This window comes from Methyloversatilis universalis FAM5 (genome assembly GCF_000214035.2).
Lineage (GTDB): Bacteria > Pseudomonadota > Gammaproteobacteria > Burkholderiales > Rhodocyclaceae > Methyloversatilis > Methyloversatilis universalis.
Window position 1 is genome coordinate 18,555 of the sequence record NZ_AFHG01000036.1, and the last position, 15,941, is coordinate 34,495.

Below are 15,941 nucleotides of genomic sequence, written 5' to 3' on the forward strand. Positions count from 1 at the left end.
CGAAGACTCCGGACATTACGCAAAGGGCATTCCGTGTCCTCGCTGCGGGCGTTCGGCTTATCGCGTGCAGCGCAATCTGATGGACCTGTTCGTCAATCTTTTCGTGTCTATCTATCGCTACCGCTGCGGCTCGATGAGCTGCATCTGGGAGGGCAAGGTACGTGCCCGGCGCATGCGCTGAACGAGCGGTCATGCGCCGCACGGGAGCATGCAGTGGACGCTCATGACATGGACGCGGCCCGGACGCGCGTACTGATCGTCAATGCCGACACCCGGGAAGCGGGGCGGCTGCGCGGTGTGCTTGAAGGCACCGAGGCGCAGGCGATGAGCGGACACCTTTTCCGGGTCGAATGCGTGACCTCGCTGACCGATGCCGCGGAACAGCTGACCCGCGACGACATCACGATCGTACTGCTCGATCTCGCACTGTTGCCCGCCGACAACCTCGAAACCTGCGGACAGATACGTGCGCTGGCGCCTGACGCACTTCTGCTCGTGCTTGCCGAGGCCGGTGATGAGGCGCGCGCGCGTGCAGCCTTGCAGTGCGGCGCACACGACTTTCTGCTCAAAGGAGACACCGACGCCCGATGGCTCGCGCGCACCGTCGGCCATGCGTTGGAGCGCCGCGCGGCAGCGCGTGCGCTGCGCTTCAGCGAAACACGGTTTCGCGCGATCAGTGATGCCTCGCCGCTGGGTATCGTCGTGACCGATGCGCAGGGGCTGTGCACCTACACGAATGACGCCTATCAATCAATGTCCGGGCTTGATGCGCGGCACGTTGCCGGCCGGCATTGGAGCTGCTTCATTCATCCGGATGATCGTGCCCGCGTGCAGCTCGAAGTTGCCGCTGTGCTGCAGAGTGCCAAGACGTTCAGCGGGGAAATGCGTCTGCTGCAGCGGGACGGCGAAGTCGTATGGGCACGGATGCATGCCGCCTGGATGACGGACGACGGCGCACCACAGGGCTGCGTGCAGACGGTCGAAGACATTACCGATCGCAAGAAGGCCGAAAATGCCCTGTTGCAGGCCGAGGAAGCGCTGTTCGATGAGCGTGAACGCGCGCAGGTGACCCTGAATTCGATCGGTGACGCCGTGATCGCGACCGATTCCCAGGGGCGGGTGAGCTATCTGAACCAGGTGGCCGAATCGATGACCGGCTGGTCTGCACCCGAGGCACTGTGCCGCCCGCTCAGCGAGATATTCGCAGTCATCGACGGCACGAGCCGCGTCGTGGCGACCAATCCTGCCGAACGGGCCATCGCCGAGAACAGGCGGGTCGGTCTGGCAATGGATTGCCTGCTGGTTCGTCGCGATGGCGTCGAACTGCCGATCGAGGATTCTGCTGCACCGATACACGACCGTCGGGGCAGGGTAACCGGTGCAGTCATCGTATTCCACGACGTCAGTCAGTCACGCGCCATGGCGATACGCATGGCTTACATGGCGCAGCACGATTTCCTCACAGGACTGCCCAACCGTGCGCTGCTGACCGAGCGGCTTGCTCAGGCCATCGGCCAGGCGGCACGCCATCACAAGCAGGTGGCGCTGCTTTTCATCGATCTCGACTTCTTCAAGCGCATCAACGATTCGCTCGGGCATGCAGTGGGCGACCAGCTGCTGCAATGCGTGGCGGAGCGATTGATCGGCTGCGTGCGCGCCACTGACTCGGTGTGTCGTCAGGGCGGCGACGAGTTCGTCATCCTGCTTGCGGAGATCGAACAGCCGCAGGACGCCGCCGGTGTCGCCGACAAGATTCACCAGGCCTTCCTGGAACCCCAGCAGGTCGGCGGGCACACACTGCAGATCACCTTGAGCGTGGGTATCAGTGTCTATCCTGACGACGGCAACACCGCCGAAGCCATGATGCGGAATGCCGACATCGCGATGTATCACGCCAAGGCCCAGGGGCGTAACAACTGCCAGTTCTTCACACCGGAAATGAACGAACGCGCAGTGCAGCGTCTGCTGATAGAAGGCGGTCTGCGCAGGGCGCTCGGCAATCAGGAGTTCCGGCTGCACTATCAACCGCAGATCAATCTCGCCTCCGGAGCCGTGACCGGCGCCGAAGCGCTGCTACGCTGGCGGACGCCCGATCACGGACTGGTTTCACCAACCCAGTTCGTACCGATTGCCGAAGAATGCGGTCTGATCGTACCGATCGGACAATGGGTGTTGCGTGAGGCGTGCCGCCAGATCCGCGCATGGCAGGACAGGGGGCTGTGCGTCGTGCCCGTCGCTGTCAACATTTCGGTGGTCGAACTGCGGCGTCCGGGCTTTGCGGAGAGCGTTGCCCGGATTCTTTACGAGACCGGCGTGCCACCCCATCTGCTTGAACTCGAACTGACCGAAACCCGGTTGATGCAGGACGCCGAATCATCCATGAGCGTGCTGAGATCGCTGAAGAGCATCGGGGTAAAGCTCGTGATGGATGATTTTGGCACCGGCTATTCCAGCCTCAGCTATCTGCGTCGGTTTCCCTTCGACGTGCTGAAGATCGACCAGTCGTTCATACACGATCTTGACAGCGAAGATGGCGATGCGGGCATCGTCGGCGCCATCATCGGCATGGCGACCCACCTGCGCCAGAAGGTGGTTGCCGAAGGCGTGGAGACCGAGCAGCAACTGGCGCTGCTGCGCATCCGTCAGTGCGACGCGGTGCAGGGACATCTGGTGGGCAGACCAATGGAGGCTGACGGATTTGCAGGCCTTCTTGCAGGTGGAATGCCCGCGCGCTGAACGGCTCTGAGTACGTCAGCGTACCGACCGCAGGAAACCGCCGGTCAACACTGAACCCTGGACCATGCGACCTCATGCGTGCGCAGGAGTGCGCTGCAGGGCGTGACCGTGCGGCGACGCTCGTCGTCGGCGGTTCTGACAGGGAACTACATCATGAGCCTCCGTTCCGAAACATTGCGCCCCAGCCGGGCCATCTTCGCCTTCAATGCGCTGGTGGCGCTGTCTGGTTGCGCGTCGGCACCTCCGCCCACGGCTTCGATCGAGGCGGCTGAGCGTGCCATCGCGACCGCAGAGCAGGCGCGTGTGACCGATTACGCCGCAAACGAACTGGGCGACGCGCGTGACAGCCTGAATGCGGCCCGGGAGGCCGTCCGGCAGGAAGACATGGGGCGCGCCCACAGATTGGCCCAGCGGGCCCGCGCGTCCGCCGAACTGGCGACCGCAGGCGCGGAACTGGCGACCGCACGCGCGGAACTGGCGACCGCACGCGCGGAACTGGCGACCGCACGCGCGGAACTGGCGACCGCACGCGCGGAACTGGCGACCGCACGCGCGGAACTGGCGACCGCACGCGCGGAACTGGCGCGCGCGCGCGCCGTGAACGCCGACATGAGCCGCAGCACCGACACCTTGAAGCAGGAAATGCAGCGCAACACGGGAGACCGCTGATGAATGCCAGGATCCACCGCTTTTCGTCACCGCTCAGTGGCGTCGTCGTCGGTGCACTTGCGCTGGGAGCCTGCTCCGCACTGCCCGCGCCCTCGCCGGGCGCCGAAGCAGCCCGCATCAGGCTGGCGCAGTTGCAGGCAGACCCGCAGCTCGCCCGCCGCGCGCCGGAGGCGCTCAACGCGGCCGAATCCGCGGTACGTGAAGCGGAACTGCCGCATCAGGACGACGAACTGGCGGCGCATCGCCTGTTGATGGCCGAACGCAGCATAGACATCGCCCGTGCGCTCGCGGAACGGCGACTGGCGGAAGAGCAGCGGGAACGACTCGTCGTACAGCGCGAGGAAGCGCGGCTGCATGCCCGCACACGGCAGGCGGACGTTGCGCGTGACGACTTGAGTTCGGCACGAAAAGACGCCGAGCAGTCGAGACATCAGGCTGAGGTTGCGCGCGCAGAGGCGAGCACGGCACAACAGGCGGGTGCAGCAGTTCAGGCACGGATCGATGAACTCGAGGGCCGGCCGACCGATCGTGGTCTGGTCATCACGCTGGGCGATGTGCTGTTCGGCAGCGGGGAAGCCGGACTCAATGAGGGCGTTACGCCAGGTCTGGACAGAATTGCGGCCTTCATGGAGGTCTATCCCGAACGCACGGCGACGGTAGAAGGCCACACGGACAGCGTGGGGCGCGGTGACGCCAATCTCGACCTGTCGCAGCGACGGGCTGATGCGGTGAAAGCCTATCTGGTGGCGCGCGGTATTTCCGCCACACGCATCGTCGCCTCGGGCATGGGCGAGCATATGCCGATCGCCCCGAATGACTCGGCGAGCGGGCGCCTGCGCAACCGTCGCGTCGACATCATCATCGACACCCGGAGCGATGGCCGTCGCTGATCGGCCGCAGCCGCGGAACAGCGCTTCGACGAGCGCCCATCGACTGTGTTCGCTACCGCACAAAAGATCCCTCAAATCAGTTGCTATAGTGTTTTCAGGGACGTGCCGGTAGTCAGCCCAGCCCGCTTTTTCCGATTACACGAGTCGCCGGAGGGCGTTGAATTTGAATGCTGCAGACCCGAAGAGCAACCGGCTGCTTGCAGTGCTGCCCGAGGCCGACTGGCAGCGCTGGTTGCCTCTGCTCGAATGGGTCGATATGCCGCTGGGCCAGGTGCTGTACGAATCCGGGCGCACCCTCAGCCATGTCTACTTTCCGACCAGCGCCATCGTGTCGCTTCTTTACGTGATGGAGAACGGTGCCTCCGCCGAGATCGCCGTGGTCGGCAACGAGGGGGTGGTCGGCATTTCCCTTTTCATGGGCGGTGAATCGACGCCCAGTCGTGCGGTCGTTCAGAGCGCCGGCAAGGGTGTCAGGATGAGCGCGCAAAAGATCAAGGACGAGTTCAACCGCGCCGGACCCGTGATGCACCTGCTGCTGCGCTACACCCAGGCGCTGATCACGCAGATGGCGCAGACCGCGGTATGCAACCGACACCACACGCTGGACCAGCAACTGTGCCGCTGGCTGCTGCTGAGCCTTGATCGGCTGCAGGGCAGCGAATTGACGATGACCCAGGAGTTGATCGCCAACATGCTGGGTGTGCGCCGCGAGGGTGTGACCGAAGCCGCGCTGAAACTGCAAAGGATAGGTCTGATCCGCTACGCGCGTGGCCACATCCACGTACTCGACCGCGCCGGGCTGGAGCGGCGCACCTGCGAGTGTTATGCCGTAGTCAAGAAGGAGTACGACCGGCTCCTGCCGGACCGCACCGCAACCTAGGCCATGCCCATCATCGGCACACAGCCGTGGGGCATCCCTCTCTGCATTTTCAGAATCGCCTCGAAGTCCGCTGCGGGCAGCGGCCGCGAGAACAGATAGCCCTGCGCGTAGTCGCAGCCCAGATCGCGCAGCAGGTCGCGCTGGGCGACGGTTTCGACGCCTTCGGCCACCACGGTCAGCCCCAGTTTGTGCGACAGCAGAATGATGGCTTCAGGCAGTGCGGTACCGGCCGGATCCCGGCTCATGTTGCGGACGAATGACTGATCGATCTTGAGGTAGTCCATGTCGAACTTGGTCAGGTAGGACAGTGCAGAGTATCCGGTGCCGAAATCGTCGATCGATATCTGGATGCCGGCTTCGCGGTACTTGCAGAGTTGGCGGGCCACCTTGCTCGTGGCGTCCAGCAGCAGGCTTTCGGTAATTTCGATCACCACGCTGTCACCGGGCAGGCCCAGGGTCTGCAGATGGTCTATCCAGCCTTCATCGCCGGCACTGCGTTCGAACTGGGCGGGTGACTTGTTTACGCTCACCTGCAGCCCGGGGGCATACGCTTCGCGCCAGCGCAGCAGCTGGCGGGTGGCTTCACGGAATACCCAGTCGCCGATCGGCACGATCAGGCCGGTCTCTTCCGCCAGCGGAATGAAATCGGCCGGGCTGACCAGACCTCGCTGGGGGTGCTGCCAGCGCAGCAGTGCCTCCGCCTTGTGTATGGTGCCGGTTTCCAGACCGATGATGGGCTGGTAGTGAAGCACCAGCTGCTCCTGTTCCAGTGCCGCGTGCAGGTCCTTGATCAGTTGCAGCCGCTTCTGCGCAGCCTCCTGCATCGAACTGACGAAGAAGTTGAAACAGTTGCGGCCGCTGTCCTTTGCGCCGTACATGGCCTGATCGGCATTGCGTATCAGGCCGTCAGCGTCGGCGGCATCCTGCGGATAGACGGTGAGGCCGATGCTGGCCGACAGGTGCGCAGACGTGTGGCCGAGGTCGTAGGGCGCGGTCAGCACCTGCAGCATGTCGCTGGCGACCCGCTGAGCGTGGGCGGCATCGTCCTGCTCGGACAGAATGACGGTGAATTCATCGCCGCCCAGTCGGGCCAGCGTATCGGATTCGCGCACGCAGCTCCGTATGCGTCGTGCCGCCTCGATCAGCACCACGTCGCCGGTCTGGTGACCGAAGGCGTCGTTGACCTCCTTGAAACGATCGAGGTCGATGAACATGAGCACCATGCAACGTCCGCTGCGATTGGCCTTCAGAAGTTCCTGATCCAACCGGTCGCGGAACATGCGACGGTTCGGCAGCTGGGTCAGTACGTCGTAATTGGCCTGGGTCCAGATCAGCTCTTCCGCCTTCTTCTGTTCGGTGATGTCGCGGATGAACGCACTGAAAGCGTGCCGGCCGTTCACCCGGCTGACCGCGATGGTCAGTTCGATCGGAATGTCGTGGCCGTCCCGGTGACGCCCGGTGATCGTCAGGCGCCGGTTCAGCGCCGGACCGGCGCCGGTCGCGAGGAAGTGACGCAGACCGCGCACATGGGCTTCGCGGTATTCGGGCGGCACGATGAGTGCGTGCATCGGCTGGCCCACCGCTTCGCTGCGTGTCCATCCGAAGATGGCTTCCGCCTGGGGATTCCAGCCGGTGACCTCGCCGTCCTCGTTCATCTGCACCACGGCGTCGAGGGCGGAATCGATGATGGCGCGCATGGTGTCTTCGTTGTCACGACGGGTAGCGATCAGCGCCGAAAGGCCGGCCGCCATGTCGTTGAAGCTGCCGGCGATCTGGGCCAGTTCGTCCCGGCTGTCGAGCCGGATGCGTTCCTCCAGCCGGCCATCGGCGAGCGCACGGGCGGATTCGGCGAGATTGCGCACTGAACGCGTGATGGCGTAGTAGCCACCGATCGAACAGTAGAGAGCAACGCCAAGCAGGGCCGACACCATACCCATGGTCAGCATGAGTGCGTGGCGGAGACCGTCCAGTCTTTCCCGGATCAGGCGCTCGGCCGCCGGCAGAAGCATGTGTTCGATCTGGGCGTAGAGGCTGTCTATCGTCGAGGTCGCGTCGCGGTAGAACACTTCGGGACTGAGCGTGACCGGGCCCGACAGGATGCGCGTCCGCACCAGCCGCACAATGGCACTCAGCGAATCGCCGATATCGACCGCCGAGCGCGACATTTCGGACTGCAGGGCAGGGTTGTAGCGCCCGGTCTTCTCGATGTTGTAGCCCGCCACCTTGCGTGCCGAATCGAGTTCGGTCACCAGTGCGGACAGTTCGCTGACCTGCTCGGGCGACGCGTGGCCTGCCGACAGCAGGGCGACACCAAAGGCCCGCACGCGGCCCAGCCTCTCGATGGTGGCCGGCAGCTTGCTCACGCTGCTGTCGATCAGATAGGTCGATGCCGGGTCCGGATCCAGCGTCAGACCGTACGCGTCGGCCACATCCGCTTCGAAGTTCAGCAGCCGTTCGATCAGCCGGGTATGGGCATCGAAATTCGCCGGGCTGTCCATCGGCTCACCCGGACTGCGCAACCGTTCCCAGTCGGTGCGCAGTGCAAACAGATCACGCTGTGACAGCAGTCCGGCCGGCAGCTGGGTGGCTATGTGATCGAACAGCGCGTCGGTTTCGGCTGCCTGCACCTGGCGCTCGGCGCCCATCGAGCGTACGCCGGCCAGCTCACCCGCCCTCAGGCCACGGTGCTTCTGCACACGCTGGACAATCTGGCTGAGCGTGCGGATATGGGACAGCCCGGCCAGTTCGTGCTCCGCGGCCTCGATGTCCTGACGAAGGCTGGAATACAGGCTGTGCGACAGGACGAACAGTGCAAGCAGCACCAGACCGCCGAACACCGCAAACTTGCGCCGATAGTCCAGCCGGTTCATCAGCCGGATTGCGGGGCCGAACAGAAGATGAAAGCGCATCGCCATCCGCGGTGGAATTGAAAGGAGTCCGGCCGTGCCGGCACGCGGCCCTGACTAGATGCGGAACGCCTGAACCGCCTCCTGCAGCGACTGTGCAGAGCGCGCCACCTCGTCGCCCTGACGCGCGGTTTCCTCGGCACCGGACGCGGAGCGCTCGGACAGCCCGAACAGCAGATCGGCGTTGCGGACGATTTCGGCCACCGCGCTGTTCTGGGCACCGAGGCTGCTGGAAATCGTGGCCGATCGCCCGGACAGCGCTTCCAGCCGGCTGAGGATGTCGTCGAACTCGTTCACCGCGGTGGCGGTGCTGCCGGTTGCGCCGTCAACTTCCGCGTTTGCGCTGCGCACCAGTTCTATCGTGCGTTCCGCGTCGTCGCGGATGCGCACCACCAGCTGGCTGATGTCGTTGGCCGACACCTGGCTGCGCTGCGCCAGCTTGCGCACTTCGTCGGCCACGACCGCGAAGCCGCGACCCTGCTCGCCGGCGCGCGCCGCCTCGATCGCGGCATTCAGCGCCAGCAGATTGGTCTGGTCCGACAGTTCCTTGATCAGCTCGTTGATCCGGTTGATCGCGCGCGAATCCTCGACCAGCTCCTCGATCACGGTAAGGGACGCCGCCATCTTGTCTGACGCAGCATGCACGCCGGTCAGCGAGGCCTGCAGCGTGCTCTTGCCCACGCGCGACGCTTCGCCGGCATTGCGCGCGAGCTCGTCGGCCTCTCTTGAAAGCGATTCGATGTCCCGGATATTGCCGCTCATCTGTTCGATCGCGCTGCCCACCGCGCGGATCGAGTCCAGCTGGCGCGCACCGTTCTCGCGCGCGCTGCCGGAGTGCTCGGACAGCTCCACCGCGGCGGAGGTCAGCGTGCTGGACAGGGCCTGAAGATGCTCGACCAGCTTCTTAACCGCCTTGCGCGCTGCGTTGTACTCGTAACAGAGCCAGGCGAAATCGTCGCGACCGTCGAGGTCGAGCCGGCAGTCCAGATGTCCCTTGGCCAGCGCATTCAGCCCGCCGACAATGACCTCGGCGCGCTGGCCATAGAAGCGTCCGATCAGGATGCCGGTCACGCCGCCGCCGGCCAGCAGCAGCGCTGACAGGGCGATCTGCAGCGGCAGGTTCGCGTTGCCGATGGCGAGGTTCAGGACGACGCAGCACACCAGTGCCGACGACGCGCCAAATGCGGCAAACGCCTTGCGGATGCTCAGACTTTTCAACATGTCTCCTCCGTGCCCCCGGATTCTGTTCATCGAAAGGGTGTGCGACAGAACCCTTCGTTTCCGCTTATCGGGCGGATTTCCCGCCGACTTGAGCCGGTCCGCCGGGCGGCGACCGACGAAAAAAATCCGCGGGCGGCGTGCGCCGCGCGCGGATAACCGGGGTGCACCGGAGGAGGTTGATCAGTCGTTGCTGCCGGCGAAACCGAACAGCTGCAGCAGGGCGGTGAAGAGGTTGAAGATGGACACGAACAGGCCGGTCGTGGCCATCACGTAGTTGGTTTCACCGCCGCGCACGATGCGCTGGGTTTCGAAGGCGATCATGCCCGCCATCAGCAGCACGACCACCGCGGACACGGTCAGCGACAGCGCCGGAATTTCGAAGAAGATCGCGCCCAAACCGGCCAGCATCGCGACCACCATGCCAATGAACAGGAAGCTGCCCATGCCCGACAGGTCACGTCGGGTCACGGTGGCCCAGCCCGCCATCGTCAGGAACACGCCCGCGGTCGCGCCCAGCGCCAGCGTAATGGTCTGGCTGCCGCCGGGCAGCGCCATTACCGCGTTGAGCAGCGGCCCGACGGTGTAGCCCATGAAGCCGGTCAGCGCAAAGGTCAGCAGCACGCCGACACCGCTGTCGCGGAACCTGGTGACCGCGAACAGCAGGCCGAAGTAGCCGGCCAGGGTCAGCAGGATGCCCGGGGCCGGCCATTTCGCCGCCATGGCGAAGTAGGCGACGGCAGCGCTGAAAGCGAGGTTCAGGCCGAGCAGCATCCAGGTGTTGCGCAGCACGCCCCGGGCGCGCTCGTCGATCACCATCGTGGCGTCGGATACGTGGTCGGCGCGCAGCGTCAGAGGGCGCGCACGGGAAAGACGGTCATCCATCATGATCTCCTTGTTCGATGCATAAAAATCGGTTCAGGCCGGCTGCAGATCGGGCCGGCTGCGTTCATGCAGCCGCTGCCGGCTGCGCTTCAGGGTGCGGCGCAGCCGCTGGCTGGCGCGATCGAGCGCACCGTCCAGCGCCGCGTGCCACTCGCGCGCGCGGGCTCTCGCCAGCAGCGGCGGGCCGCCTGCCAGCTGCAGCGTCACCTGCACTTCCTTGTCCTCGCCGCCGCGCGGGCCGTTGGTGTCGGCCAGCCGCAGCGTCACGCGGGGAATGCGCCAGGCCAGACGTCGCAGCACGAAGCGCAGTCGGTGCTCTGCCGCTCTGCGCAGCGCCTGGCCTTCCGGATGACGTGTTTCGACGATCACTTCCATGGCTCACCTCCTTGTGGATGGGAGCGCTCACTGTACGCAGGTCCGGGTTTCCTAAAAATGGATGTTGATGGTAGTTTCACTTCGTAAAATACGAAGTCAGGAGAGATCGTGCTCAACTACCGTCATCTGTATTACTTCTGGGTCGCCACCAAGGAAGGCGGCATCGCGCGCGCAGCCGAACGATTGGACATGGCGGTGCAGACCGTGAGCACCCAGATACGTGAACTGGAGCGGGCGCTCGGCCATGCGCTGTTCAAGCCGGCCGGCCGGAGCGTTGAACTGACCGCGGCCGGTGCGGCGGCGGTGCGACTGGCCGAACAGATTTTTCAGCTGGGCGAACAGCTGCCGCTGGCGGTGCGCGAGGCGGCGCAGTCGCAGGGCGTGCGGCTGTCGGTGGGCATTTCCGACGGCCTGCCCAAGGCTGCGGTGCGCCACATTCTTGAACCGGCGACCGAAACGCCCGGCCTCCATCTGGTATGCGTCGAGGACGAATTCGATGACCTGCTGGCCGATCTGGCGCTGCACCGTCTGGACGTGGTGCTGGCCGACCGGCCGGCGCCGGCGAATCCCAATCTGAAGGTGTACAGCCACCCGGTCGGCGACGCGGCCCTCGAGTGGTATGCGCCGGCCGGGCTGGCCGCCGCGGCGGACATCGGTTTTCCGGCCTGTCTCGAGCGCATGCCGCTGCTGCTGCCCACCCGCCACGCCGCAGTACGTGCGCGCATCGAGGACTGGTTCGAGCGGCGCGGCCTGCGGCCGCAGGTGGCCGGCGAATTCGAGGACAGCGCGCTGCTCGCCATTTTCGGCGAGAGTGGCATGGGTGCCTTTCCGGCGACCGAATGGTCACACGACGAACTGACCGGACACCGTGCGCTGACCCTGGTCGGCCGCTGCACCGAAGTGGTCGAGCACTTCTACGCCATTTCCGCCGAGCGGCGGGTGCAGCATCCGCTGGTGCAGAAAGTGCTGGCTGGCCGCCGCACCGACGTCGGCAACGGCCTCAGTGCCTGAGCGGATCGACCGCTTCCGGGCGTGATACGCCGACGATCCAGCCTTCCACCGGATCGATGTGCAGCGGCAGGCCGTAGCCGGCGTCGCGCCGCAACCAGGCCCAGGCCGCTTCCACCAGACAGAGCACGCAGTCCAGCGTATCGCCGGTGCCGTCGCTGCTCATCGCTTCCAGCAGCGCGTTGTCGTCGCAGCGCAGCGGCACGCCCAGCGGATGCTGACCGCGCAGCAGCGCTTCCGACAGCAGCATGCGGTTGGCCAGCCGTTCCCGCGTCTGGCCTGCGGCCGCCTCGCTCTTGTACGAGCCGGCCACGATGCTGCGCGCCAGCCAGCCGGGATAGGCCTCCAGCGCGACACGCTGACCGTCTCCGCCATGCATGCCCGGCACATGGACACCGGCATCCAGCAGGCGGCGCGCGCCTTCCATGAACATCCAGCCCACCGGCGGATTGACGCACTTCATCGGGCTATGGGAGCCGGCGGGGCGGTCGGTCGCACGGTGGGTGTACTTGTCGCCCACCGGGCGCTGCGCGCGTTCGGCGTCGGCAAGTGCCTTGAATTCGGCGCGCGACAGCGCGGTGACGGCACGCACGAGGCCGGCCCAGTCGGTCGGCCAGCCATGCTCCAGCACCGACTCACGCGGCAGGCCGAAGGGGAAATCGAATGCGCCCAGCCAGGGGCCGGGGCGGCGGAGGAAAGCTTCGAAGCCGTCCCAGGACGGAAAGCGTTCGACGCGTCGCAGATGCACTGCGCCGTCCGCGCCCACGACCCCGGACGCGACGGTGATCGGCTTGCGGGCCGACGGGGCGGAGGTGAAATCGATGCCGTACAGCGTGCTCATGGGGCGCAGCATACGCCGCGGCGGTGATCCGGGCCTATCGCCGCCCGGATTTCCGTGTGCAGCGCAACATGAAAACCGCCATGCCTGCAGCGAAAAGCAGCGCCTGTGAGGGCTCGGGAACCGTGGACGCCATCGCCCCGGACGTAATGCCGGCGCTGCCGCCCTGAGTGCCGCCGGTCAAGGTGGGCGGACCGCCGCCGCCCAGCTGCAGCGATCCGCCGCTGCGGGGCGATGTCGGCGGGAGCGGGCCTGAAGACGGACCGGAGGGCGATCCACCAGTGAGTCCAGGCGATGCACCCGCGCCGGGGATGACCCCGAGCGGACTGCCGCCGACCTGCAGCGAGCCGCTACTTGGGGAAAGCGGGACGGGCACCACCGCGGGTGCGGACAGGAACTGGACCTCCGCGCCATTCAGCCGTGACCGGCTGTCGAGCGCGATCTGCGGCGACACCAGTTCCAGCGCCGGGGCCTGCAGTACGCTGCGTGTCAGGCTGAGCGGGCCGGATGCCTCCAGCACGACGCGCAGCGGATCGCTCACCACCGCATCGCTCAGCGACAGCGCACCTGCGCACCGGATATGGAGGCCTTCGCCGTTCAGCGTGGTCAACGTGCCGGAACAGCTGACGCTGCCTGAGATCGCTGCGACCGCGGATGGGGCATGAAGCGCGAGAAGTGGCACGAACAGGAAAGCGGGAAAGGAAGCGGAAATAGGGCCCGGCGAGGTGACCCGGAAGCGTGCGCGCATGACATGAAAATGCATGAAGACGGCCGCAGTGTGTCGGACGGGCGCGCACCCGTCGATCAGCCGAAGGGATTATCCATTCGGTATCGACCCTTCCGGTGAAAGCAGGGCTTTCAGCGCCTCCAGCGTATCGGCCTCGGCCGCCGGCTTGTCCTGGCGCCAGCGCAGCATGCGCGGAAAGCGCACCGCGATGCCCGACTTGTGCCGCGGTGAGGCCTGCAGGCCTTCGAAGCCCAATTCGAATACCAGTTCAGGCCGTACCGAACAGACCGGGCCGAAGCGCTCGATCGTATTGGCCTTGATGAAGGCATCGACCGCACGCATTTCGGCGTCGGTCAGACCGGAGTAAGCCTTGGCGAAAGGCACCAGCGTGCGCGAGCCGTCGGCCGCCACCGACCACACCGCGAAGGTGTAGTCGCTGTACAGCCCGGCGCGACGGCCGTGCCCGCGCTGGGCGTACAGCAGCACCGCATCGACAGTCCAGGGATCGACCTTCCACTTCCACCACTGGCCGCGGGCATCGGACTTCACGCGTCCCACGCCGTAAGCGGCGTCGCGTCGCTTGAGCATCAGGCCTTCGACCCCTCGATCGCGGGACTGCGCGCGCTGCCCGGCCAGCGCCAGCCAGTCGCCGCTGATCAGCGGCGAACTCAACAGGCGCGGATGCGCGCTGGCGGTGAGCAGCGCCTCCAGCTTCTGGCGGCGCGCCCACTGGGGCTGCGGGCGCAGATCCTGTCCGTCCAGCTCCAGCAGGTCGTACGCCATGAACACGACCGGCACGCTGTCGATCAGCCGGCGGCTCACGGTCTTGCGGGTGATGCGGGTCTGCAGCCGGGCAAAGGGCAGCGGCGCGCCGTCCTGCCAGGCCAGTACTTCGCCGTCGAGCACACAGCCCTCGGGCAGGGTGAGGGCGGCTTCCATCAGTTCCGGAAAGCGTTCGCTTACCAGTTCCTCGCCGCGCGACCACAGCGCCGCCTCATCGGCCCGGCGCACCAGCTGGCCGCGTATGCCGTCCCACTTCCATTCGGCCAGCCAGTCATCCGCGTCACCCAGCGCTTCGGCCGGAGCCTGCTGCAGCGGATGGGCGAGGAAGAAGGGATAGGGCTGCAGACCCCGTTCGCCTTCACCGGGCGGGGCGATCAGGGCCTCATAGCGCGTACCGCTCATGCCGGCACGGGCCGGATCCGACGCGAGATAGCCGATGAGTCGCTGGGCGATGGTTTCGGCCGGCACGCCGGCCACTGAGGACAGCGCGCGCGTCACCAGCAGCCGTGACACGCCGACCCGCAGTCCGCCGGTGATGAGCTTGTTGAACAGGAAACGGCTGCGCGCGTCGAGTGCGCGCCAGGCCGATTCGAGCAGTGCCGGCTTGTCACCGGCGGCTGCGGCACGCAGGGCGCCCAGACGGTCCACCCAGCGGTGCAGCGGTGCGTCGTCGTCGGCCTCGGGCGGCGGCAGGATGAGCGCCAGCGTTTCGGCCAGATCGCCGACCGCCTCGTAGCATTCGTCGACCAGCCAGTCCGGCAGGCCGGCGACGCGGGCCCCGGTTTCGCGCAGCAGGCGGCTGGGGGCGGCCTGACGCAGCTTGCCGCCGGCCAGCACATAGACCGCCCAGGCAGCATCCTCAGGTGGCGTGAGCGCGAAATAGGCGCGCATGGCCTCCACCTTGGCGCGGGTGGATGTGCTGGCGTCCAGCGCGTCGTACAGGGAGGCAAAGCGCTTCATGCGGGCGGGCCGTCCGGGGTATCGGGCGCGAGCGCGCCGTCCCGCACTTCGGTGTCCGCGTCGTCGCGTTCGTCACCGAATTCGGTGCGGAAGGCGCCGGCCTCCAGCCCCTGTTCGTTCAGCCAGCGCACCATGGGCGCGACCTGACCGTGGGTGACGATGACACGCTGGGCACCGGTTTCGCCGATCGCGCGCATCAGCGCAGGCCAGTCGGCGTGGTCGGACATGACCAGGCCGCGGTCCACCGCGCGCCGCCGCCGGGCACCGCGCACCTGCATCCAGCCGGACGCGAAGCAGTCGGCGTAGTCGCCGAAGCGTTTCATCCACGGCGAACCCTGGGCCGAAGGCGGGGCGATCACCAGGGCGCGGCGCAGCAGATCGGCGTCGAGCCCCTCCGACACCGCGCGCGTTGCCGGCAGCGCCACGCCGCTGTCGCGGTAGGCGCGGTTCATCGCCTCGACCGCGCCGTGACAGACGACCGGGCCGATCCGCGTCTCGAGGCCGGCCAGGATGCGCTGCGCCTTGCCGAAGGCGTAGGCGAACACCACGCTGCTGCGGCCGGCGTCTGCATTGGCGGCCCACCAGCGGTTCAGTTCGGCCAGCAGTTCGGCCTGAGGACGCCAGCGATACACCGGCAGACCGAAGGTCGATTCGCTGATGAAGGTGTGCGCGCGCACCGGCTCGAAGGCGCTGCAGGTACCGTCGGCCTCCAGTTTGTAGTCGCCGGAGGCCACCCACACCTCACCCTCCACCTCGACCCGCACCTGCGCGGAGCCAAGCACATGGCCGGCCGGGTGCAGCGACACCGTGGCGTCGCCGATGCGCAGGCGCTCGCCATAGTCCAGCGTCTGCAGCGCGATGTCGCCAAGGCGGGCGCGCAGCACCCGCTCGCCTTCGCGGCTGGCCAAGTAGGCGCCGTGGCCAGTGCGCGCATGGTCCGCGTGGGCGTGCGTGATGACCGCCCGCGCCACAGGACGCCAGGGGTCGATATGGAAGTCGCCGGCGGCGCAGTACAGGCCTTCCGGTCGCAGCGTGATCAGGTCGGTGCGCATGGGGACGATGGTAT

The 15,941-nt window shown here is 66.4% G+C and carries 13 protein-coding genes; 5 read left to right on the plus strand and 8 right to left on the minus strand.

Going from position 1 to position 15,941, the window contains the following annotated elements:
- Nucleotides 1-213: 213 nt before the first annotated feature.
- The 4 genes from METUNV1_RS05640 to METUNV1_RS05655 all read left to right on the plus strand — a co-directional run bounded on the left by METUNV1_RS05640 (nt 214) and on the right by METUNV1_RS05655 (nt 5,175).
- Nucleotides 214-2,736, plus strand: a complete 2,523-nt coding sequence (locus tag METUNV1_RS05640) for an EAL domain-containing response regulator (protein WP_232416249.1) — start codon at nt 214-216, stop codon at nt 2,734-2,736.
- A gap of 153 nt (nt 2,737-2,889) precedes the next feature.
- A complete protein-coding gene (locus METUNV1_RS05645; RefSeq protein ID WP_008059705.1) occupies nt 2,890-3,405 on the plus strand; it encodes a DUF4398 domain-containing protein in 516 nt (171 codons plus the stop codon).
- Nucleotides 3,405-4,295, plus strand: a complete 891-nt coding sequence (locus METUNV1_RS05650) for an OmpA family protein (protein WP_008059707.1) — start codon at nt 3,405-3,407, stop codon at nt 4,293-4,295. Before METUNV1_RS05645 ends, METUNV1_RS05650 begins: the two co-directional genes overlap by 1 nt.
- 256 nt (nt 4,296-4,551) lie before the next feature.
- Nucleotides 4,552-5,175, plus strand: a complete 624-nt coding sequence (locus METUNV1_RS05655; protein WP_197315195.1) for a Crp/Fnr family transcriptional regulator — start codon at nt 4,552-4,554, stop codon at nt 5,173-5,175.
- Here METUNV1_RS05655 and METUNV1_RS05660 read toward each other — a convergent pair.
- From METUNV1_RS05660 to METUNV1_RS05675, 4 genes are all read right to left on the minus strand, one after another.
- The gene (locus METUNV1_RS05660) at nt 5,172-8,084 is read right to left on the minus strand and encodes an EAL domain-containing protein (protein WP_232416248.1); all 2,913 of its coding nucleotides are present in this window, start codon (nt 8,082-8,084) and stop codon (nt 5,172-5,174) included. The two genes, METUNV1_RS05655 and METUNV1_RS05660, sit on opposite strands and share 4 nt — an antisense overlap.
- 54 nt (nt 8,085-8,138) lie before the next feature.
- The gene (locus tag METUNV1_RS05665; protein WP_008059711.1) at nt 8,139-9,302 is read right to left on the minus strand and encodes a methyl-accepting chemotaxis protein; all 1,164 of its coding nucleotides are present in this window, start codon (nt 9,300-9,302) and stop codon (nt 8,139-8,141) included.
- A gap of 180 nt (nt 9,303-9,482) precedes the next feature.
- Nucleotides 9,483-10,184: a Bax inhibitor-1/YccA family protein gene (locus METUNV1_RS05670; RefSeq protein WP_008059712.1), complete on the minus strand. Its 702-nt coding sequence runs from the start codon at nt 10,182-10,184 to the stop codon at nt 9,483-9,485.
- A gap of 33 nt (nt 10,185-10,217) precedes the next feature.
- Entirely contained in the window at nt 10,218-10,559 is a 342-nt protein-coding gene (locus METUNV1_RS05675) for an HPF/RaiA family ribosome-associated protein (protein ID WP_008059713.1), read from the minus strand.
- Nucleotides 10,560-10,667: 108 nt separating this feature from the next.
- Here METUNV1_RS05675 and METUNV1_RS05680 point away from each other — a divergent pair, with 108 nt between their 5' ends.
- Entirely contained in the window at nt 10,668-11,570 is a 903-nt protein-coding gene (locus METUNV1_RS05680) for a LysR family transcriptional regulator (protein WP_008059714.1), read from the plus strand.
- On the opposite strand, the gene METUNV1_RS05685 is transcribed toward METUNV1_RS05680, so the two are convergent.
- Genes METUNV1_RS05685 through METUNV1_RS05700 form a run of 4 tightly spaced genes read right to left on the minus strand, consistent with a single transcriptional unit; the run spans nt 11,560 to nt 15,927 of the window.
- Nucleotides 11,560-12,408, minus strand: a complete 849-nt coding sequence (locus tag METUNV1_RS05685) for a DUF429 domain-containing protein (RefSeq protein ID WP_162829700.1) — start codon at nt 12,406-12,408, stop codon at nt 11,560-11,562. The genes METUNV1_RS05680 and METUNV1_RS05685 overlap by 11 nt on opposite strands.
- A 34-nt stretch (nt 12,409-12,442) precedes the next feature.
- The gene (locus METUNV1_RS05690; protein WP_139026292.1) at nt 12,443-13,168 is read right to left on the minus strand and encodes a PEP-CTERM sorting domain-containing protein; all 726 of its coding nucleotides are present in this window, start codon (nt 13,166-13,168) and stop codon (nt 12,443-12,445) included.
- Between the two features lie 54 nt (nt 13,169-13,222).
- Nucleotides 13,223-14,875 (minus strand): ATP-dependent DNA ligase, encoded by a 1,653-nt coding sequence (locus tag METUNV1_RS05695; protein ID WP_008059718.1) that lies wholly within the window; start codon nt 14,873-14,875, stop codon nt 13,223-13,225.
- The gene (locus tag METUNV1_RS05700; protein ID WP_008059719.1) at nt 14,872-15,927 is read right to left on the minus strand and encodes a ligase-associated DNA damage response exonuclease; all 1,056 of its coding nucleotides are present in this window, start codon (nt 15,925-15,927) and stop codon (nt 14,872-14,874) included. The genes METUNV1_RS05695 and METUNV1_RS05700 overlap by 4 nt, the downstream gene beginning before the upstream one ends.
- Nucleotides 15,928-15,941: the final 14 nt, after the last annotated feature.

Excerpts from the sequence above, each read along its gene's own strand:
- METUNV1_RS05665 (WP_008059711.1), bottom strand. The coding sequence starts at position 9,302 with ATGTTGAAAAGTCTGAGCATCCGCAAGGCGTTTGCCGCATTTGGCGCG.
- METUNV1_RS05660 (WP_232416248.1), bottom strand. The coding sequence starts at position 8,084 with ATGCGCTTTCATCTTCTGTTCGGCCCCGCAATCCGGCTGATGAACCGG.
- METUNV1_RS05685 (WP_162829700.1), bottom strand. The coding sequence starts at position 12,408 with ATGAGCACGCTGTACGGCATCGATTTCACCTCCGCCCCGTCGGCCCGC.
- METUNV1_RS05655 (WP_197315195.1), top strand. The coding sequence starts at position 4,552 with ATGCCGCTGGGCCAGGTGCTGTACGAATCCGGGCGCACCCTCAGCCAT.
- METUNV1_RS05670 (WP_008059712.1), bottom strand. The coding sequence starts at position 10,184 with ATGGATGACCGTCTTTCCCGTGCGCGCCCTCTGACGCTGCGCGCCGAC.
- METUNV1_RS05650 (WP_008059707.1), top strand. The coding sequence starts at position 3,405 with ATGAATGCCAGGATCCACCGCTTTTCGTCACCGCTCAGTGGCGTCGTC.
- METUNV1_RS05690 (WP_139026292.1), bottom strand. The coding sequence starts at position 13,168 with ATGCATTTTCATGTCATGCGCGCACGCTTCCGGGTCACCTCGCCGGGC.
- METUNV1_RS05645 (WP_008059705.1), top strand. The coding sequence starts at position 2,890 with ATGAGCCTCCGTTCCGAAACATTGCGCCCCAGCCGGGCCATCTTCGCC.
- METUNV1_RS05675 (WP_008059713.1), bottom strand. The coding sequence starts at position 10,559 with ATGGAAGTGATCGTCGAAACACGTCATCCGGAAGGCCAGGCGCTGCGC.
- METUNV1_RS05695 (WP_008059718.1), bottom strand. The coding sequence starts at position 14,875 with ATGAAGCGCTTTGCCTCCCTGTACGACGCGCTGGACGCCAGCACATCC.
- METUNV1_RS05700 (WP_008059719.1), bottom strand. The coding sequence starts at position 15,927 with ATGCGCACCGACCTGATCACGCTGCGACCGGAAGGCCTGTACTGCGCC.